15 protein-coding genes, 1 tRNA gene and 2 pseudogenes are annotated in these 19,841 nt (G+C 66.6%); 16 read left to right on the top strand and 2 right to left on the bottom strand.

Annotation, left to right across the window (positions count from 1 at the left end; translation table 11 throughout):
* The first annotated feature begins 102 nt into the window (after positions 1–102).
* The 9 genes and pseudogenes from ACP99_RS02975 (at position 103) to ACP99_RS02935 (ending at position 10,585) form a co-directional block, all read left to right on the top strand.
* Positions 103–330 carry a DNA-directed RNA polymerase subunit H gene (locus ACP99_RS02975; protein ID WP_049985161.1) on the top strand — a complete coding sequence of 76 codons (228 nt, stop codon included), beginning with the start codon at positions 103–105 and terminating at the stop codon, positions 328–330.
* Positions 327–1,894: pseudogene (locus tag ACP99_RS02970) on the top strand (DNA-directed RNA polymerase subunit B''). The gene ACP99_RS02975 and the pseudogene ACP99_RS02970 overlap by 4 nt, the downstream one beginning before the upstream one ends.
* 4 nt (positions 1,895–1,898) lie before the next feature.
* Positions 1,899–3,728 (top strand): DNA-directed RNA polymerase subunit B, encoded by a 1,830-nt coding sequence (rpoB, locus tag ACP99_RS02965; RefSeq protein WP_049985160.1) that lies wholly within the window; start codon positions 1,899–1,901, stop codon positions 3,726–3,728.
* A 12-nt stretch (positions 3,729–3,740) separates the two neighbouring features.
* Entirely contained in the window at positions 3,741–6,668 is a 2,928-nt protein-coding gene (locus ACP99_RS02960) for a DNA-directed RNA polymerase subunit A' (RefSeq protein WP_049985159.1), read from the top strand.
* Positions 6,661–7,905: a DNA-directed RNA polymerase subunit A'' gene (gene rpoA2, locus ACP99_RS02955; RefSeq protein WP_049985158.1), complete on the top strand. Its 1,245-nt coding sequence runs from the start codon at positions 6,661–6,663 to the stop codon at positions 7,903–7,905. The genes ACP99_RS02960 and rpoA2 overlap by 8 nt, the downstream gene beginning before the upstream one ends.
* Before the next feature lie 3 nt (positions 7,906–7,908).
* Positions 7,909–8,331 (top strand): NusA-like transcription termination signal-binding factor, encoded by a 423-nt coding sequence (locus ACP99_RS02950; protein ID WP_049985157.1) that lies wholly within the window; start codon positions 7,909–7,911, stop codon positions 8,329–8,331.
* Positions 8,332–8,484: 153 nt separating this feature from the next.
* A pseudogene (locus ACP99_RS02945) lies at positions 8,485–9,353 on the top strand (mechanosensitive ion channel family protein).
* Positions 9,354–9,540: 187 nt separating this feature from the next.
* Complete coding sequence (locus tag ACP99_RS02940) at positions 9,541–9,969, top strand: 30S ribosomal protein S12 (protein ID WP_049985155.1); 429 nt, start codon at positions 9,541–9,543, stop codon at positions 9,967–9,969.
* Between the two features lies 1 nt (position 9,970).
* Positions 9,971–10,585 carry a 30S ribosomal protein S7 gene (locus tag ACP99_RS02935; protein WP_049985154.1) on the top strand — a complete coding sequence of 205 codons (615 nt, stop codon included), beginning with the start codon at positions 9,971–9,973 and terminating at the stop codon, positions 10,583–10,585.
* A 130-nt stretch (positions 10,586–10,715) separates the two neighbouring features.
* Here ACP99_RS02935 and ACP99_RS02930 read toward each other — a convergent pair whose 3' ends face one another.
* Positions 10,716–11,483: a DUF5781 family protein gene (locus tag ACP99_RS02930; RefSeq protein WP_049985153.1), complete on the bottom strand. Its 768-nt coding sequence runs from the start codon at positions 11,481–11,483 to the stop codon at positions 10,716–10,718.
* A gap of 299 nt (positions 11,484–11,782) precedes the next feature.
* On the opposite strand from ACP99_RS02930, the gene ACP99_RS02925 reads away from it, so the two are divergent.
* From ACP99_RS02925 to ACP99_RS02895, 7 genes are all read left to right on the top strand, one after another.
* The gene (locus ACP99_RS02925; protein WP_049985152.1) at positions 11,783–13,972 is read left to right on the top strand and encodes an elongation factor EF-2; all 2,190 of its coding nucleotides are present in this window, start codon (positions 11,783–11,785) and stop codon (positions 13,970–13,972) included.
* 147 nt (positions 13,973–14,119) lie between these two features.
* Complete coding sequence (locus tag ACP99_RS02920; protein ID WP_049985151.1) at positions 14,120–15,244, top strand: sensor histidine kinase; 1,125 nt, start codon at positions 14,120–14,122, stop codon at positions 15,242–15,244.
* A gap of 306 nt (positions 15,245–15,550) precedes the next feature.
* On the top strand, positions 15,551–16,081 hold the full coding sequence (locus ACP99_RS02915; RefSeq protein WP_049985194.1) for an amino acid-binding protein: 531 nt from the start codon (positions 15,551–15,553) through the stop codon (positions 16,079–16,081).
* Positions 16,078–17,037: a homoserine dehydrogenase gene (locus ACP99_RS02910; protein ID WP_049985150.1), complete on the top strand. Its 960-nt coding sequence runs from the start codon at positions 16,078–16,080 to the stop codon at positions 17,035–17,037. The genes ACP99_RS02915 and ACP99_RS02910 overlap by 4 nt, the downstream gene beginning before the upstream one ends.
* Before the next feature lie 188 nt (positions 17,038–17,225).
* Positions 17,226–18,491: a translation elongation factor EF-1 subunit alpha gene (gene tuf, locus ACP99_RS02905; protein ID WP_049985149.1), complete on the top strand. Its 1,266-nt coding sequence runs from the start codon at positions 17,226–17,228 to the stop codon at positions 18,489–18,491.
* Positions 18,492–18,800, top strand: a complete 309-nt coding sequence (gene rpsJ, locus ACP99_RS02900; protein WP_049985148.1) for a 30S ribosomal protein S10 — start codon at positions 18,492–18,494, stop codon at positions 18,798–18,800.
* Positions 18,801–18,981: 181 nt separating this feature from the next.
* A tRNA-Ala gene (locus tag ACP99_RS02895) sits at positions 18,982–19,053 on the top strand.
* Between the two features lie 293 nt (positions 19,054–19,346).
* Here the strand turns inward: ACP99_RS02895 and ACP99_RS02890 are convergent.
* Complete coding sequence (locus ACP99_RS02890; RefSeq protein ID WP_049985147.1) at positions 19,347–19,721, bottom strand: hypothetical protein; 375 nt, start codon at positions 19,719–19,721, stop codon at positions 19,347–19,349.
* Positions 19,722–19,841 lie beyond the last annotated feature (120 nt).

The following is a 19,841-nucleotide window of genomic DNA, read 5'->3' as shown; positions in this document are numbered from 1 at the left end:
TATCCGATCCGGAGTTGGCAAGGGTTAAATGGCTCCCATCCGAACCGGGCTGTAGTATCCCGTGAGAATTTCTTCCCCAACAGAACCCCACTGCACTCAGACATGGTAGACGTAAGCCAACACGAGCTCGTCCCGGAGCACACGCTCATCGATGAGGAAGAGGTCGAGTCGATGCTGACGCAGTACGACGTCAAGCGCGCGGAACTTCCGAAGATCAAGCGGAAGGACCCCGCGCTCCCCGACGAGGCGGAAGTCGGCGACGTCGTCAAGATCGTCCGCGACTCGCGAACGACAGACAAGGCAGTCTCATACCGACTGGTGATCGAATGAACCGACAGGACCGACGCGCCGTATCTAGAGAGTACTTCTCCGAGGAGCGCCTCGCAGAGCACCACTTCCGCTCGTTCAACAACTTCCTCGAACGCGGAATGCAGGCGTCGTCACCGAGAAGGAGCGCATCGAGACCGACATCGGCGACAAGGAGGGCGAAGAGCCCGTCTACGTCGAACTCGGCGACGTCCGCGTCGAGACGCCCCGCGTCCGCGAGGCCGACGGCTCCGAGGAGCTGCTGTTCCCGCAGGAGGCCCGCCTGCGCAACATCACCTACGCCGCGCCGGTGTTCATGGAGATGTCCATCGTCCGCGGCGGCGAGGAAGAAGAAGAGATGGTCGTCGACACGACCGAGACCAAGGTCGGCCGGATGCCGATCATGGTCGGCTCGACGAAGTGCAACATCGCCGGTCTCTCCGAGGAGGACCTGATCGAGATCGGCGAGGACCCCGTCGACCCCGGCGGCTACTTCATCGTCAACGGCTCCGAGCGCGTGCTGATGACGAGCGAGGACCTCGCGCCGAACAAGATCCTCGCCGAGTACGACTCGAAGTACGGCGACGAGATCCAGGTCGCGAAGACGTTCTCCCAGCGCCGCGGCTACCGCGCGCTCGTCCTCTGTGAGCGCAACCGCGAGGGACTGCTCGAAGTCTCGTTCCCCTCCGTCTCGGGCAGCGTGAACTTCGTGACGCTCGTCCGCGCGCTCGGGCTCGAATCCGACGAGGAGATCGTCCACCGCGTCTCCGACGACCCCGAGATCGTGAAGTTCATGCTCGAAAATCTGGAGGAGGCCGACGTCCAGACCGAGCAGGAGGCGATCGAGACCCTCGGCGAGCGCGTCGCCGGCGGCCAGGGCAAGAACTACCAGCTGAAGCGCGCGAACTACGTCATCGACCGCTACCTCCTGCCGCACCTCCACGAGGACGGCGTCGACGACGAGGACGTCCGCATCAACAAGGCGTACTACCTCTGCCGGATGGCCGAGGCGTGCTTCGAGCTCGCGCTGAACCGCCGCGAGTCCGACGACAAGGACCACTACGCCAACAAGCGGCTGAAGGTGTCCGGGGACCTGATGAAGGACCTCTTCAGAACCGCGCTCAACAAGCTCGCCCGCGACGTGAAGTACCAGCTCGAACGGGCGAACATGCGGAACCGCGACCTCACGGTCAGCACCGTGGTCCGCTCCGACGTGCTCACCGAGCGGCTCGAACACCCGATCGCGACCGGTAACTGGGTCGGCGGCCGCTCCGGCGTCTCCCAGCTCGTCGATCGCACGGACTACATGGGCGTGCTCTCGCACCTGCGTCGGCTCCGCAGCCCGCTCTCGCGGAGTCAGCCGCACTTCGAGGCGCGCGACCTGCACGCGACCCAGTGGGGTCGCATCTGCCCCTCCGAGACCCCGGAGGGACCGAACTGCGGACTGGTGAAGAACTTCGCGCAGGCGATGGAGCTCTCACAGAACGTCGAGGACGAACAGTCGCTCAAGCGCGAACTGGCGTCGATGGGCGTCGAAGGAATCCCCGGTATCGAGGGACCGGCAGCCGGCACACCCGCGGACGACTAAAACGATGGCTCAGGCACAACGAGAGGCGAAAGTCTACGTCAACGGCAGTCTGGTCGGGACGCACCCCGACCCCGAACAGCTCGCAGAACAGATCCGAGAGGCCCGGCGTCGCGGCGACGTCAGCGAGATGGTGAACGTCTCGGTGAAAGAGCGCACCCGCGAGGTCATCGTCAACGCCGACTCCGGTCGCGCCCGCCGCCCGCTGATCGTCGTCGAGGACGGCGAACCGCTCCTCGGCGACGAGGAGATCGAAGCGGTCACCGAGGGCTCCCTGGAGTTCGAGGACCTCGTCGACCGCGGCTACGTCGAGTTCATCGACGCCGAGGAGGAAGAGGACATCTACGTCGCCGTCGACGAGGACGAGATCAACGACGAGCACACGCACCTCGAGATCGACCCGCAGCTGATCTTCGGGATCGGCGCGGGGATGATCCCGTACCCCGAGCACAACGCCTCGCCCCGGATTACGATGGGCGCGGGGATGATGAAGCAGTCGCTCGGGCTGCCGGCGGCGAACTACCGCATCCGCCCCGACACGCGCCAGCACCTGCTGCACTACCCGCAGCTGTCGATGGTCAAGACCCAGACCACCGAACAGATCGGGTTCGACGAGCGCCCGGCGGCGCAGAACTTCGTCGTCGCCGTGATGAGCTACGAGGGCTTCAACATCGAGGACGCCCTCGTGATGAACCAGGGCTCCGTCGACCGCGCGATGGCCCGTTCGCACTTCTTCCGGACCTACGAGGGAGAGGAGCGGCGCTACCCCGGCGGACAGGAGGACCGCTTCGAGATCCCGAGCCAGGACGTGCGCGGTGCGCGCGGGGAAGACGCGTACACGCACCTCGACGAGGACGGCCTCGTCAACCCCGAAACCCGAGTCGACGAGAACTCGGTGCTTCTCGGGAAGACCTCCCCGCCGCGGTTCCTCGAAGAGCCCGACGACATGGGCGGGCTCTCTCCCCAGAAGCGACGCGAGACGTCGGTCACGATGCGCTCCGGCGAGTCCGGGGTCGTCGACACCGTCACCCTGATGGAGGGCGAGGACGGCTCCAAACTCGCGAAGGTGTCGGTCCGCGACCAGCGGATCCCGGAACTCGGCGACAAGTTCGCGTCGCGGCACGGCCAGAAGGGCGTCGTCGGCCACCTGGCACCGCAGGAGGACATGCCCTTCACCGAGGAGGGGCTCGTCCCCGACCTCGTGCTGAATCCGCACGCGCTCCCCTCGCGGATGACGGTCGGTCACGTGCTGGAGATGCTCGGCGGGAAGGTCGGCGCGCTCGAAGGCCGACGCGTCGACGGCACCGCCTTCCAGGGCGAAGACGAGGAGGAACTCCGCGGCGCGCTCGAAGACCACGGGTTCAAATCCTCCGGCAAGGAGGTCATGTACTCCGGCGTCACCGGCGAGAAGATCGACGCCGAGATCTTCGTCGGGACGATCTTCTACCACAAGCTGTACCACATGGTGAGCAACAAGCTGCACGCCCGTTCCCGCGGGCCAGTGCAGGTGCTCACCCGCCAGCCCACCGAGGGTCGCGCCCGCGAGGGTGGCCTCCGGCTGGGCGAGATGGAGCGAGACACCGTCATCGGCCACGGGGCCGCGATGGTGCTGCAGGAGCGCCTGCTCGACTCCTCCGACAAGGAGACGGTGTACATCTCCGCGGAGACGGGGATGGTCGCCGTCGAGGACCGCGGCCAGCGCCGCATCTACGACCCCGTCACCGGCGACGAGGACGACATCCACGAGATCGAGATCAGCTACGCGTTCAAGCTGCTCCTCGACGAAATGATCGCGCTCGGCATCCGACCGCGACTGGACCTCCAAGACGCAGTCTAACCAACAATGTCAATGCAGACACCCAAAGAGATCGGTGCCATCCAGTTCGGGCTGATGGACCCGGAGACGTACCGAGACATGTCCGCGACGAAGATCATCACCGCGGACACGTACGACGACGACGGTTACCCAATCGACATGGGGCTGATGGACCCCCGGCTCGGGGTCATCGACCCCGGGCTCGAATGTCGGACCTGCGGGTCGCACTCGGGGTCGTGTAACGGGCACTTCGGCCACATCGAACTGGCCGCGCCCGTCATCCACGTCGGCTTCACGAAGCTCATCCGCCGACTCCTGCGGGCGACCTGTCGGGACTGCGGTCGGCTCTCGCTGACGCCCGAGGAGCAAGAGGAGTTCCGTGACGGCCTCCAGCGCAACGAGGAACTCGGCGAGGACTGGACGAACGTGCTGAAGGCCGCCGTCCGGCAGGCGCGGAAAGCGAGCCGCTGCCCGCACTGCGGCGCGCCCCAGCACGACATCAAACACGAGAAGCCGACCACCTACTACGAGGTCCAGGACGTCCTCGCGGGCGATTACTCCGAGCGCATCGCCTCGGCGATGCAGCCGGACCCCGACAACGAGGACGACAGCGGCGTCTCGCCCAGCGACCTCGCGGAGGACTCCGGGCTCGACCTCAGCCGCGTCAACGACATCCTCTCCGGGGAGTTCCGCCCCGTCGGCGAAGACCGGAAGAAGCTGGAGAAGGCCCTCGACGTCGACCTCACCGAGGAGGATATGAACAAGCTCATGCCCTCGGACATCCGCGACTGGTTCGAGGACATCCCCGACGAGGACATCGAGACGCTCGGCATCGACCCGAGCCGCTCGCGCCCCGAGTGGATGATCCTCACCGTGCTCCCGGTCCCGCCGGTCACCGCGCGGCCGTCGATCACGCTGGACAACGGCCAGCGCTCCGAGGACGACCTGACGCACAAGCTCGTCGACATCATCCGCATCAACCAGCGGTTCATGGAGAACCGCGAGGCGGGCGCGCCGCAGCTGATCATCGAGGACCTCTGGGAACTGCTGCAGTACCACGTCACCACCTTCGTCGACAACGAGATCTCCGGTACGCCGCCGGCGCGCCACCGCTCGGGCCGCCCGCTGAAGACGCTCAGCCAGCGGCTGAAGGGCAAGGAAGGTCGCTTCCGCGGATCCCTGTCCGGGAAGCGCGTGAACTTCTCCGCCCGTACCGTCATCTCGCCGGACCCGACCCTGTCGCTCAACGAGGTCGGCGTCCCCGAGCGCGTCGCCCGCGAGATGACCCAGACGATGAACGTCTCCGAGCGGAACCTCGATCGGGCCCAGCAGTACGTCCGGAACGGCCCCGAGGGCCACCCGGGCGCGAACTACGTCAAGCGCCCCGACGGTCGCCGACTGAAGGTGACCGAGAAGAACTGCGAGGAACTCGCCGAGAAGATCGACGTCGGCTGGGAGGTCAACCGACACCTGATCGACGGCGACATCGTGATCTTCAACCGGCAGCCGTCGCTGCACCGGATGTCGATCATGGCGCACGAGGTCGTCGTGATGCCGTACAAGACGTTCCGACTGAACACGGTTGTCTGCCCGCCGTACAACGCCGACTTCGACGGCGACGAGATGAACATGCACGCGCTGCAGACCGAGGAGTCCCGCGCTGAAGCGCGCGTCCTGATGCGCGTGCAGGAGCAGCTTCTGAGCCCGCGCTTCGGTGAGAACATCATCGGCGCGATTCAGGACCACATCTCCGGCACGTACCTGCTCACCAACGGCAACCCCGAGTTCACCGAGACGCAGGCGCTGGACCTGCTGCGGGCGACGAGCATCGACACGCTCCCCGAGCCCGCCGGCGAGGACGAGGGCGAACCCTACTGGACCGGAAAGCAGCTCTTCAGCGAGCTGCTGCCCGACGACCTGAACCTCGAGTTCACGTCCTCTGCGGGCGACGAGGTCGTCATCGAGGACGGCCAGCTCGTCTCTGGGACGATCGACGAGGACGCCGTCGGCGCGTTCGGCGGCGAGGTCGTCGACACGCTCGCGAAGGTCCACTCGAAGACGCGCGCCCGCGTCTTCGTCAACGAGGTCGCGTCGCTGGCGATGCGCGCGATTATGCACTTCGGCTTCTCGATCGGGATCGACGACGAGTCGATCCCCGGCGAGGCCAACGAGCAGGTCGACGAGGCGATCGCGAGCGCCTACGACCGCGTCCAGGAGCTCATCGAGATCTACGAGGCCGGCGAGCTGGAGTCGCTGCCGGGTCGGACGGTCGACGAGACGCTCGAGATGAAGATCATGCAGCAGCTCGGCAAGGCCCGCGACTCCGCGGGCGAGATCGCCGAGGACCACTTCGCCGACGACAACCCGGCGGTCGTGATGGCCCGCTCCGGTGCGCGTGGGTCGATGCTGAACCTCACGCAGATGGCCGGCTGCGTCGGCCAGCAGGCGGTTCGGGGCGAGCGGATCAACCGCGGCTACGAGGGGCGGACCCTCAGCCACTACCAGCCGAACGACCTCTCTGCGGAGGCGCACGGCTTCGTCGAGAACAGCTACCGTGGCGGCCTGACTCCGCGGGAGTTCTTCTTCCACGCGATGGGCGGCCGCGAGGGCCTCGTCGACACTGCGGTCCGGACGTCGAAGTCCGGGTACCTGCAGCGTCGCCTGATCAACGCCCTCTCCGAGCTCGAAGCGCAGTACGACGGCACCGTCCGCGACACGTCGGGGACGGTCGTCCAGTTCGAGTTCGGCGAGGACGGCACCTCGCCGGTGAAGGTCTCTTCCTCCGAGGACAACCCGATCGACGTCGAGAACGTCGCCGACCGCATCCTCGACGCCGAGTTCAGTTCCGAGGAGGAGAAGGCGGAGTTCCTCGGCCGCAAGGAGCTGCCGACGAACATCTCCGAGTACGCCGGTCCGGGGCTTGACAAGGCGCGGAGCCTGGAGGTGGAGTCGGATGACTGAGACGTACGCGCACGTCGACGACGACGTCCGAGCGATCGTAGAGGACTACAACCTGCCCGAGAGCCTCCGTCACCGCATCTACGAGACGATCGAGGACCGCGGCGGCGTCGACCTCGAACAGGCCGACGAGATCGCCCACGCGGTCTCCTCGCGCTACGAGGACTCCCGCGTCGAGGCGCACGACCCCGTCGGTACGGTGTCGGCGCAGTCGATCGGCGAGCCCGGAACGCAGATGACGATGAACACGTTCCACTACGCGGGCGTCGCCGAGATCGACGTCACGCAGGGGCTGCCCCGACTCATCGAACTGGTCGACGCGCGGAAGACGCCCGACACGCCGATGATGACGGTCCACCTCGAAGACGAGTACGCCGAGAACCGCGAGCGCGCCCACGAGGTCGTCTGGCAGATGGAGGCGACGAAGATCCTCGCGCTCGGGGACATCTCGACGAACGTCGCGGATATGATCGTCCAGGTCGACCTCAACGAGGAGACGCTCGCCGAGCGCTGGCCGACCGTCGACGACATCGACACCGTCGCCCAGGAGATCGCCGAGACGATCGAGGACGCCCTCGGCGTCGACACCCGGCGCTCGGAGACGCTCATCGAGTTCGGACCCGACCAGCCCAGCTACCGGCGGCTGCTCCAGCTCGTCGAGGAACTGCGCGACATCGTGTTCAAGGGGCTGGAGGACATCTCCCGCGTCGTCATCCGCAAGGAGGAAAACGAGAAGACCGACGGCGAGGAGTTCGTCCTCTACACCGAGGGATCCGCCTTCGGCGACGTGCTCTCGATCGAGGGCGTCGACGCCACGCGAACGACGAGTAACAACATCCACGAGGTCTACCGCAACCTCGGCGTCGAGGCCGCCCGCGAGACCATCATCAACGAGACGATGGAGACGCTGCGCGAGCAGGGTCTCGACGACGTGAACATCCGCCACCTGATGCTCGTCGCTGACATCATGACGAACCGCGGCGAGATCGAATCGATCGGTCGCCACGGGATCTCCGGCTCGAAGGACTCCGTGCTCGCCCGCGCCGCGTTCGAGGTGACGGTCAACCACCTGCTGGACGCGGCGGTCCACGGCGAAGAGGACGACCTCGACGGCGTCATCGAGAACGTCATCGTCGGCAAGCCCGTCTCGATCGGGACCGGCGACGTCGACCTCCGGATGGGGTCGATCGAGGCAGACGGCGGAGCGGCCGACGTCGAACTCGAACCCTCGGACGACTGAGCGATGCGGGTCACGCTGTCGGACGAGGCGCGCCGGTTCATCGCTCGCTTCGAGGACGAGACGGGCGCGACCGCCCGCGACTGCCTCGTCTTCGACGAGCGGATCGTCATCCTCGTCGCCGCGGGCGAGATGGGCTCGGCGATCGGCCCCGGCGGGAAACACGTCCGCGCGGTCGAGGAGTCGATCGGGCGCGACGTCGAACTCGTCGAGGACGCCGACACCCCCGCGGCGTTCGTCGAGAGCGCGCTGGCCCCGGCGGCGGTCCGCCACGTCACGCTCTCCGAACAGGGGGGCGAACGCGTCGCCTACGCCGAGGTCCCCGACGCGGACCGCGGCGTCGCGATCGGCTCGGAGGGGAAGAACATCGAGACCGCGCGGACGCTCGCGGAGCGACACTACGAGATCGACGACATCCAGTTGACGTAGTCGCGCCGGCGACGATCCGCCGTCGACGCCGGTCGGGGCTCCGTCGCCCGACCGCACGCTACACTTTTTGCGTTCGTCGCTGTCTGTCCGGCCGTGCTCTCCGAACTGTTGGGACCGGCGCTCGCTGGGACGGCCCAGTTCGCTCCGCCCGGACTGTTCGACGGCGTCGTCGCCGACCAGTACGCCGACCTCGCTCGCGGCGTGCTCGGGTTCGCCGTCGCCGCGGCGGTGACGTACTCGCTGGGCCGTCTCGTCGCCGTCCCGCTCGCCGTCCGCGTCGTGGCCGCGCGAAACCGGAACAACCCCACGATCGCGTCGGCGGCGCGGACGTACGTGCACGCGCTGGTGATCGTGATCGCGGGGCTCGTCGGCATCGCCGGCGCGGGGTTGTGGTCGCTCCTGACGAACCTCTCGATCGTCGTCGCCGCGCTGACGCTCGTCGTCGGGGCGGCGAGTCAGGACGTCGTCGGGTCGCTCACGAGCGGGCTGTTCCTCGTGGCCGACCCCGACTTCAACGTGGGCGACTGGATCGCGTGGCCCGGGGGCGAGGGCATCGTCGAGGAGATCGACTTCCGCGTGACGCGCGTCCGGACGCCGAACAACGAGACGATCACCGTGCCGAACACCGAACTGACCGCGAACGCGCTGACGCGCCGTACGGGCGAGATCGATACCGCATCGTCGAGTCCTTCGAGATCGGTTACGACGACGACGCCGAGCGGGCGCTGCGGGAACTCGTCGAAGTCGCTCGCGACGACGACCGGGTGCTGGAGGATCCGACACCGACGGCGACGCTCGAGGAGTTGGGGCCGGGATCCGTCCGGATCCGCGCGGAGCTCTGGATCGGAGACCCGATGGACGTCGATCTGGTCACGCTCAGGTCCGATTTCAGACGGCGAGTGAAGACCCGGTTCGACGAGGTCGACGTGACGCTCGGCCCGGCCGCGACCCGCGAACTCAGCGGTTCGGTGTCCGTCGACGTCGAAGAGGGGCTGACGAGCGACGAACGCGCCGAACGCTGAGCTCCAGCCGCGGCGAAACGACCGCCTCTCAGCGCCGTTCGGGTCCTCTCCCTCCTCCAGCGCCCGTATCCGAGATCGAAACGACGGCCTCAGATCCGTCCTTAGGGGTCGCTAATCGGACCTGCGGCCGTTTCGCCGGATCGGAAAAGGGAGGCTTAAGTAGCTCCGTGGGGAAATTCGGGTCACTATGGCGAACGGCAAATACGCCGCGCGGAAACTCAAGCAGGACCGGCAGAAGCGTCGCTGGTCCGACTCGGAGTACGCGCGACGCGAGCGCGGTCTCGGCGCAAAGTCCGACCCGCTCGAGGGTGCCCCGCAGGGTCGCGGGATCGTCCTCGAGAAGGTCGGTATCGAAGCGAAACAGCCCAACTCGGCGATCCGAAAGTGCGTCCGAGTGCAGCTCATCAAGAACGGCAAGCAGGTCACGGCGTTCTGTCCCGGCGACGGCGCGATCTCCTTCATCGACGAGCACGACGAGGTCACGATCTCCGGGATCGGCGGCGCGAAGGGTCGCGCGATGGGCGACCTCTCCGGCGTGAACTACAAGGTCGAGAAGGTCAACGGCGTCTCGATGATCGAACTGGTCCGCGGTAACGCAGAGAAACCGGTGCGCTAAGATGTCTGAAAGCGAAGCCCCCGAACCCGACGCCCCCGCAGACAGCGACGAGGCCGAGACGAACGCTCAGCTGTTCGGCGTCTGGGACGTCACCGAGATCGAGTACGCGGACCCCTCGACGGAACGCTACATCAACGTGACCCCCATCGCGCACACGATGGGCCGTCACGCCGGAAAGCAGTTCCAGAAGTCCGAGCTCAGCATCGTCGAGCGGCTCGTCAACCGACTGATGCAGACCGAGGAGAACACGGGCCACAAGCAGAAGACGATGAAGATCGTCAAGGAGGCCTTCGAGACCGTCCACGAGCGCACCGAGGAGAACCCGGTGCAGGTGCTCGTCCGCGCGGTCGAGAACGCCGCTCCGCGCGAGGAGACCGTCCGCCTGAAGTACGGCGGGATCTCCGTCCCGCAGGCCGTCGACGTCGCGCCGCAGCGCCGCGTCGACCAGGCCCTGAAGTTCATCGCCGAGGGAACCCAGCGCGGCTCCTACAAGAAGCCCCAGAGCGCCGCTGAAGCGCTCGCGCAGGTGCTCGTCGGCGCGGCCGACTACGACGTCCAGTCGTACGCCATCGGCCAGAAAGAAGAGTCCGAGCGCGTCGCGGAAGCGGCCCGGTAGACCGTTCGCAACGCTCTCCTCTCGCGGATTTTTCTCGTTTCTCTCCACTCTCTCGCGTCTCGTAGTCACGAGCGACCGCTTCTTCGAGCGCGATCTGTGCCGTTTCGACTCCCGCCGCCACCGCTCCGGGTCAGTCCGCGGCGACGTCGCCCCCGCCGGCGTCGCCGACGACGTACGCTCGCGTGGCGTCGACCAGCGCCTTCCGGTACTCGCTGTCGGAGGGGTCGTCGCCGAGCGACCGGAAGCGTCGCTTGAACGCGTCGAGGTCGACGCCGGGCGCGTCGTCGGCGGCGGCGTGCGCCAGATCGTAGAGCCGGTGACTGCGGTCGACGACGTCGTGCCGCTCGACGAGCCCGAGCGCGAAGGCGGCGTTGACCGCCGTGATCTCGGGGTCGGAGCCGGCGGTGACGCGGCGCGAGTCGGGCCACGGCGAGGGCTCCGAGCGGGTCGCGACCGCCCGCGCGAGTTCGGATTCGAGGAAGGAGATCAGCTTCGCGGGCGGCGTCACCGCGAGGGTGATGTCGTCGGCGTAGATGTCCTTCATGTGGTTCGCGATCTGATAGCAGTGCGCGACCTTCCGCCGTTCGACCGACTCACCCGAGAGCGCGAGAAAGAGCGCCTCCTCGGTCTTGAGGTGGTGAGAGACGTGTCCCTCCTCGTTACGGGCCATGTGCGCGAGTTCGTGGACGATCAGCTCGCGGGCCATCGCGCTCGTCGCCGCCTGCCGGGAGATGTTCAGGACGTGATAGTCCTCGTAGTGGGCCGCCCACGTCCGCTCGTCTGGGTCCGTCCGAACGTCGACGTACACCGGAAGTTCGAGGTCGCACTCGGTCTCGAAGAGGTCGGCCGCGCCGAGAAACGGCCCGGCAGGAACGTCGCCGCGTACTCGTACGTCCATGCGTACTATTCGCACGGATCGGCCGACCAAGACTCTTACCCCGAGCGCGACGACGGCGTGCGACTTCCGTTTGTGGCCGATAGTTCGCCCGATCGCACGACAGCGTGCGATCGAGTGGGCGAAGCCGGGCAAACCGAGCGGTTTTCGCCACCGGTGGGAGCACTCCGTCGGCGCAACCGGTGTTGTCACCGCTCGCGTGGTAATCTGAGTCATACCTGTCCAGCGACGGCCGTATCCGGCGATTTCGCCACCGACAAAACACTACCCTTTTGACCCTCCTGCCGGTACTGGCTCGTATAATGGGCCGACGAAAGAAGATCGTACAAGAGTGTGAGCAACTGATGGACAAACCGGAGCAGATCCGGAACATCGCCATCGCGGCTCACGTCGACCACGGGAAGACGACGCTGACGGACAACCTCCTCGCGGGGGCGGGAATGATCGCCGACGAGGGCGAGGCGACCCGTCTGATGATGGACACCGAAGAGGACGAGCAGGAACGTGGGATCACCATCGACGCGGCGAACGTTTCGATGACCCACGAGTACGAGGGCAACAACCACCTCATCAACCTCATCGACACGCCCGGCCACGTCGACTTCGGTGGCGACGTGACGCGTGCGATGCGCGCGGTCGACGGGGCGCTCGTCGTCGTCGACGCCGTCGAGGGCGCGATGCCGCAGACCGAGACGGTCGTTCGGCAGGCGCTGCGAGAGGGCGTCAAGCCCGCGCTGTTCATCAACAAGGTCGACCGCCTCATCTCGGAGCTCCAGGAGGGCCCCGAGGAGATGCAGGAGCGACTGATGGACGTCATCGGCGACGTCAACGAACTCATCCGCGGGATGACCGAGGACCGAGACGACATCGACGACTGGACGGTCTCCGTCGAGGACGGCACCGTCGCGTTCGGCTCGGCGCTGTACAAGTGGGGCGTCTCCGCCCCGTCGATGGTCCGTACGGGCATCGGCTTCCCCGAGATCATCGAGATGGAGCGCAACGACCAGCGCCTCGAACTCCACGAGCAGACGCCGCTTTCGGACGTCGTGCTCGATATGGTCGCCGAGCACTTCCCGAACCCGCTCGACGCCCAGCCCCGCCGTATCCCGCGCGTCTGGCGCGGTGACGACGAGTCCGAACTCGCGCGCCAGATGCGCGAGGTCGACGACGACGGCGAGGTCGTCTTCATGGTGACCGACATCTCGATGGACCCCCACGCCGGCGAGATCGCCACCGGACGGCTGTTCAGCGGGACGATCAAGCAGGGTCAGGAACTGTACGTCTCCGGGACCGCCGGGAAGAACCGCGTTCAGTCGGTCGGGATCTTCATGGGCGGCGAGCGCGAGGAGCTCGACCGCGGCGTCCCCGCCGGGAACATCGCGGCCGTGACCGGACTGCGCGACGCCATCGCCGGTTCGACCGTCTCCTCCGTGGAGATGACGCCGTTCGAGTCGATCGAGCACATCTCCGAGCCGGTCATCACGAAGTCCGTCGAGGCGGAGAACATGGACGACCTGCCGAAGCTCATCGAGACGCTCCAGCAGGTCGCGAAGGAGGACCCGACCATCAGGGTGGAGATCAACGAGGACACCGGCGAGCACCTCATCAGCGGGCAGGGCGAGCTGCACCTCGAGGTCATCACCCAGCGAATCCAGAAGAACCAGGGCATCCCGGTCCAGACCGGTGAGCCGATCGTCGTCTACCGCGAGGCTCCTCAGAAGCAGTCCCGCGAGGTTGAGGGCGTCTCCCCGAACCGCCACAACAAGTTCTACATCACCGTCGAACCCCTCTCGGAGGACATCGTCGACGCGATCAAGCTCGGCGAGGTCTCGATGGACATGCCCGAACTGGAGCGCCGCGAGGCGCTGCAGGAGGCCGGGATGGACAAAGACACCTCCCAGGAGGTCGAGCACATCCACGGCACCAACATCCTCATCGACGACACGAAGGGTATCCAGCACCTCAACGAGACGATGGAGCTCGTCATCGAGGGCCTCGAAGAGGCGCTCGACGACGGTCCGCTGGCCAACGAGCCCGTGCAGGGCGCGCTGCTGCGACTCCACGACGCGAAGCTCCACGAGGACACCATCCACCGCGGTCCCGCGCAGGTCATTCCCGCCGTTCGGGACGCGGTCCACCGCTCGCTGATCGACGCCGACATCAAGCTGCTCGAACCGATCCAGAACGTCCGCATCGACGTTCCCTCCGAGCACATGGGATCGGCGTCCGGCGAGATCCAGGGTCGCCGCGGTCGCGTCGACGATATGTTCCAGGAAGGTGACCTGATGGTCATCGAGGGCATCGCGCCCGTCGAAGAGATGATCGGGTTCTCCTCGGACATCCGCTCGGCCACGGAAGGCCGCGCCTCGTGGAACACCGAGAACGCCGGATTCCGCGTGCTCTCGGACAACCTCCAGCGCGAGAAGATCATGGAGATCCGCGAGCGCAAGGGAATGAAGCTCGAACTCCCGAGCTCCGTCGACCAGTTCTAATCCGGTCGACGCCTCCCCCGAATCGATCACAGACTCCGTCGGCCCGCCGGTTCGCGGTTCGGCTCTTTTCGCGACCGTCGCTCGTCGTTCTCGCCTCCGATACTGGGGCCAGTAGTTTCAAGCGACGGTCGGCCCAGTCAGACACCTATGCGAACGCGACTGCTCTCTCTTCTCGATCAGATCGGCTTCGGATCGCCGCCCGAGGCGGTCCGCCCCCACGGCGGATCGATCGCCCGTCTCCTCGCCAGCGGTGTCGTGTCGCTGACGGGCCTCGTGCTGTTGGTGCCGAACCTCTTTCCCCTGCTCGACGGCGGCGGGACGTTCGCGGTCGTGCTCGGACTCCTCGGTGCGGTCGTCTCGGTCGGACTCGTCGCCGTCGGCGGCCTGCTGTACACCAGCGGATTCAGCGACAGGAACACCGTCCGGATCGCGGTCTGGAACGTCCTCGGCGTCGTCGTCTTGGGGGGCGTGATGTTCGCGCACGCCGTCGCGCAGAACCGCCTCTCCGGCGGGATCGCACCCTCGATGTTCACGGTCGGCAACCTGCTGGCGATCGGCGCGGCCGCGCACGTCATCATCGGGGTCTACGACGCTCGGCGGGTCCGCGCGGAGCAGCTCGCACGCGAGCGGCGACGGACGGCGGTGTTGAATCGCGTGCTCCGACACAACCTCCGCAACGAGGCGCAGGTGCTCGCGGGGCACGCGGACATCGTCGCAGGCGTCCCCGACGCGGAGCAGATCCGACGCTCGGCCGCCGTGCTGAAACGCAGCGCCGACACCGTCGGCAGCCTCGCGGAGGGCGCGAAGACGATCACGCGCGAGCGCGACCGCGCCCCCGACGAGTTCGAGCCGACGGACCCCGTCGACGTGTTCGGGGCGGCCATCGAGCACGCCCGGGATCGGTATCCCGACGTCGAGTTCGACTTCGACGCGCCGGACCGGATCGACGCGACCGTTCGCGCCAGCGGGGGCCTCCGGACGGCGCTGAACGAACTGCTCGAAAACGCAGCCGAACACGGCGAACCGCCAGTAGAGGCGTCCGTTCGCGTGCTCCCGGAGGCGGTCGAACTCTCCGTCACCGACCACGGCGGCGGGATTCCGGACCACGAGCGGGACGTCGTCGTCGGCGACGCCGACATCACCCAGCTCACTCACGGGAGCGGGCTGGGGCTGTGGGTCGCGGAGACCGTCGCGGACACGCACCGCGGCTCGCTGTCGTTCTCGGAGGGGGCGTCGTCGACGACGGTCACGCTGTCGATTCCGCGGACCTGAGTCGAGATTTCTCTGCCGTCTCTCCCGCTGACGACGCGTGCGTCTTTCGCCCTCGGCAACGCGTGCCATCGACGAAGGCTTATATCGGTCCGGGAGTTGACGTTGGAGTATGTGTACGAAATCGATCTCGCGGTCTCGCTCTCGGTCGGGCGGAACCGACCCACGGGTCGCCGCCGCGAGGGCAGAATCGGGTCGTGAGGTACCGAACTGCGCGGGAGTGACCTGTCTGTGACGCCCGCACTCGGCTCTGACTCCGAGACGGAGCGAGAAGCGGACTCCGCCCAGTCCTCGCGCTCCCGCGGCGACATCGACGACGCCGAGCGCGACCCCCAGCCGCACACAATCCGCCTCGAACTCGCGGACGAACCGGGGCAGCTGCTCGCCGCGCTCGAACCGATCTCGGAGAACGGCGGGAACCTCCTGTCGATCTTCCACGAGCGCGGGAACGTCACCCCGCGGGGACGGATCCCAGTCGAGGTCGACGTCGAGGCCACGCCGGACCGGTTCGAGGCGATCGTCGACGCGCTCCGTGAGGGCGGCGTCAACGTCGTGCAGGCGGGCGCGGAACACTACGCCGAGGAGGTCGTCGTGCTCCTGGTCGGCCACCTCGTCGACACCGACCTCTCGGATACGCTCCGACGCGTCGAGGAGAACCCCGCGACGTCGATCGCGGACTTCTCGCTGAACGCGCCCGAGGGTCGAAACGACACGTCGAGCGCGCGCCTCCGGATCGCGACCCGCTCGGGCGAGACGGCCGCGGCGCTGGAACTCGTCCGCGAGATCGCTTCGGAGAAAGAACTCCACGTCGTGGAACCGCTCGCGGGAGGTGCGCTATGAGCGACGGGAAGCGACTCGCGGTCCTCGGCGCGGGCGCAGTCGGCAGTTCCGTCGTCGACCTCGCCGCCGAGTACGGCCACGAGGTCGTCGCGTTCGCGGACTCCTCCTCGGCGGTCGTCGACGCCGACGGCATCGACGCCGCGGCGACGCTCGAACGGAAGCAATCGGCGGGGACCGTCGGCGACGACGACCCCGACGCGGCGCTCGAAGCGGATTACGACGTGCTCGTCGAGGCGACGCCGACGACGCTCGGCGACGCCGAACCGGGGTTCTCGCACCTCGAAGCGGCACTGGAGCGCGACCGACACGTCGTCCTCGCGAACAAGGGACCGGTCGCGGAACGCTACGGCGACGTCCGCGCGCTGGAGCGCGAGAGCGCCGGCGAAGTGCGCTTCGAGGCGACCGTCGGCGGCGCGATCCCGATCATCTCGACGGTCGAGGACCTCTCGCCCTCGCACGTGACCGCCGCCCGCGGCGTGCTCAACGGGACGGCGAACTTCATCCTCTCGCGGATGGCCGCGGAGGGGATCGACTACGAGCACGTGCTCGCGGAGGCGCAGGACCTCGGCGTCGCCGAGGCGGACCCGACGTTCGACGTCGAGGGGACCGACGCCGCGCTGAAGTGCGTGATCCTCGCGAACGTGCTCTCGGAGGGCGAGCGGGAGTTCACGCTCTCGGACGCGGACGTCGAGGGGATCACGAACGTGCCCGGGAGCGCGCTCGAACTCGCGGCGGAGGACGGGCGGACGATCAGACTCGTCGGCGAAGCGACCCGCGAGGGGATTCGGGTCGGGCCGCGACTCGTTCCGCAGAACGCCGCGCTCGCGGTGACCGGCACGCGCAACATCGCGCAGTTGGAGACGACGAACGCGGGGCAGTTGAACCTGAGCGGTCGCGGCGCGGGCGGTCCTGAGACGGCCTCGGCCGTTCTCGGCGACGTGGGACGCCTCGATTAGCGCGAGTGGGACGTCGTTTTTGCCGTCGATTGCGTGCTGTTTCGATGTCGCTACTCCCGCTCTGACTGTGGTAGATGGTGCCACAAACCGCGATACGACGGCGTTTCGGCCGTCTACGTATCGAAATGGTTTTAGGGCTTTCTGGCCAAAGAAGCCGGTACAGAGCGCCTTAGCGCGTGACCCACACTATGAGTGACAAACCGCACCAGAACTTGGCCATTATCGGCCACGTCGACCACGGAAAAAGTACGCTGGTCGGGCGACTCCTGTTCGAGACAGGGTCCGTCCCCGAGCACGTAATCGAGCAGCACCGAGAGGAAGCCGAAGAGAAGGGCAAGGGCGGCTTCGAGTTCGCCTACGTCATGGACAACCTCGCCGAAGAGCGCGAGCGAGGCGTCACCATCGACATCGCCCACCAAGAGTTCGACACCGACGAGTACTACTTCACCATCGTCGACTGTCCGGGCCACCGTGACTTCGTCAAGAACATGATCACGGGTGCCTCGCAGGCTGACAACGCGGTCCTCGTCGTCGCCGCCGACGACGGTGTCGCGCCGCAGACCCGCGAGCACGTCTTCCTCGCCCGCACGCTCGGCATCAACGAGCTCATCATCGGCGTGAACAAGATGGACCTCGTCGACTACAGCGAGGACTCCTACAACGAGGTCAAAGAGGAGGTCAACCAGCTCCTCAAGCAGGTTCAGTTCAACTCCGACGACGCGCTGTACATCCCGATCTCGGCCTTCGAGGGCGACAACGTCGCCGACGCGTCCGAGAACACGTCGTGGTACGACGGACCGACCCTGCTCGAAGCGCTCAACGGCCTGCCGGAACCGCAGCCGCCGACGGACGCGCCGCTGCGCCTGCCGATTCAGGACGTCTACACGATCTCCGGCATCGGGACGGTCCCGGTCGGACGTGTCGAGACGGGTACGATCAGCCCCGGCGACAACGTCTCCTTCCAGCCGTCGGACGTCGGCGGCGAGGTCAAGACCGTCGAGATGCACCACGAGGAAGTGCCGCAGGCCGGCCCCGGTGACAACGTCGGGTTCAACGTCCGCGGCATCGGCAAGGACGACATCCGCCGCGGTGACGTCTGTGGCCCCGCCGACGACCCGCCGTCGGTCGCCGAGACGTTCAAAGCGCAGATCGTCGTGATGCAGCACCCCTCGGTCATCACCGCGGGTTACACGCCGGTCTTCCACGCCCACACGGCGCAGGTCGCCTGTACGATCGAGTCGATCGATCAGAAGCTCGACCCCGCCTCGGGTGAGGTCGCCGAGGAGAACCCCGACTTCATCCAGTCCGGCGACGCCGCGGTCGTCACCGTGCGCCCGCAGAAGCCGCTCAGCATCGAGCCGTCGGGCGACATTCCCGAACTCGGGTCCTTCGCAGTCCGCGACATGGGTCAGACCATCGCGGCCGGGAAGGTCCTCGAGGTCAACGAGCGATAGATGCAGCAGGCACGCGTCCGTCTCGCCGGCACGAGCCCGGACGACCTCGACGACATCTGCGACGACGTTCGCGAGATCGCGAACAAGACGGGGGTCAACCTCAGCGGGCCGATCCCGCTGCCGACGAAGACGCTCGAAGTGCCCGCACGGAAGTCCCCCGACGGAGAGGGGACGGCCACCTGGGAGCACTGGGAGATGCGCGTCCACAAGCGTCTCATCGACATCGACGCCGACGAACGCGCGCTCCGGCAGCTGATGCGGATTCAGGTGCCGAACGACGTCAGCATCGAGATCGTCCTCGAAGACTGACCGTCGATCGGTTCCGAAGGCTGACGCCCCTTCGCCCCGTTGTCGCGTTCTCGCGACCCATCGGGTGTGGCGCTAAGGCGTCGACGTCACCTCCTGTCGTCGCCTCGCAGTGATGTGATCCGCACGCACGCGAGGGACGAAACAGAAGGTACAAATGACGTGCCGCCTTCGAACGTAATGCGGGCTCGTAGATCAGTGGCAGATCGCTTCCTTCGCAAGGAAGAGGCCCGGGGTTCAAATCCCCGCGAGTCCATTTCCTTTCGCTCGTTACACTCGCTCCAGTCAATGGACTCACTTGCCCCCGCTCGCTTCGTCGCCAGCGCGTTGCGCCGGCTTCCAGCGGGACCTTCGGTCTCGCCGACTCGCGGGGATCCCGCGAGTCCATCAACTTCTGTCGGTATCACCGGTGATCAATATCTCGCGAATCTGTCTTCGGTCCCTCTCCTGACGGACGTTCTTCTTCTTTCCGAGCCCAGTTAGGCTGAGTGCTCTCCGGGTGCAACTCTCCATAGAGTTGCTCTCTTTTGAAAACGCGGCCTCACCAGTCTACCAAGACAGTCGCGTTATCTCGGGGTAGACCTGTACGGCCGGCTCTTCGCGTATTCGCTTCCACCGTTTGGAACCTCTCGTTTCGACGTACCGTTCGATGCTCATCTCCTCGGGCACCTTGTTTCGCATCACCTCGACTTTCAACCCGCCGTACTCGCCGATGATTTTCGGCATCCCGTAGGTAGAACTGACAGACGACCGGTCTGAGAAGAAGATGTTCAGATCGAAATCCCCCGGCGCGTGATCCTGCCCAACGAAGTTCTTCGCCGCCCCGCCGTACAGAACCACTGCCCGAATGTTTGCTGCCTCATCACGGTAATACTCCGTACACAGGTCTCGGAGATCTTCGAGCACGGACTCGGTAACGTCCATACCCGGGGTACGGACGCGGGTGAATTATCGCTACTTACCAAAGACTTCGATCAGCCCCGTCGTATCGTTTCGACTGCACGGTGACTCGGGCGGAGAAGAAAGTCACGACCGTAGCGTAGG

This window comes from Halobellus rufus (assembly GCF_000739575.1).
Classification (GTDB): Archaea; Halobacteriota; Halobacteria; order Halobacteriales; family Haloferacaceae; genus Haloquadratum; species Haloquadratum rufum.
Note: the sequence above shows the minus strand (reverse complement) of the source record. Positions and strands in the feature narration are given on the sequence as shown.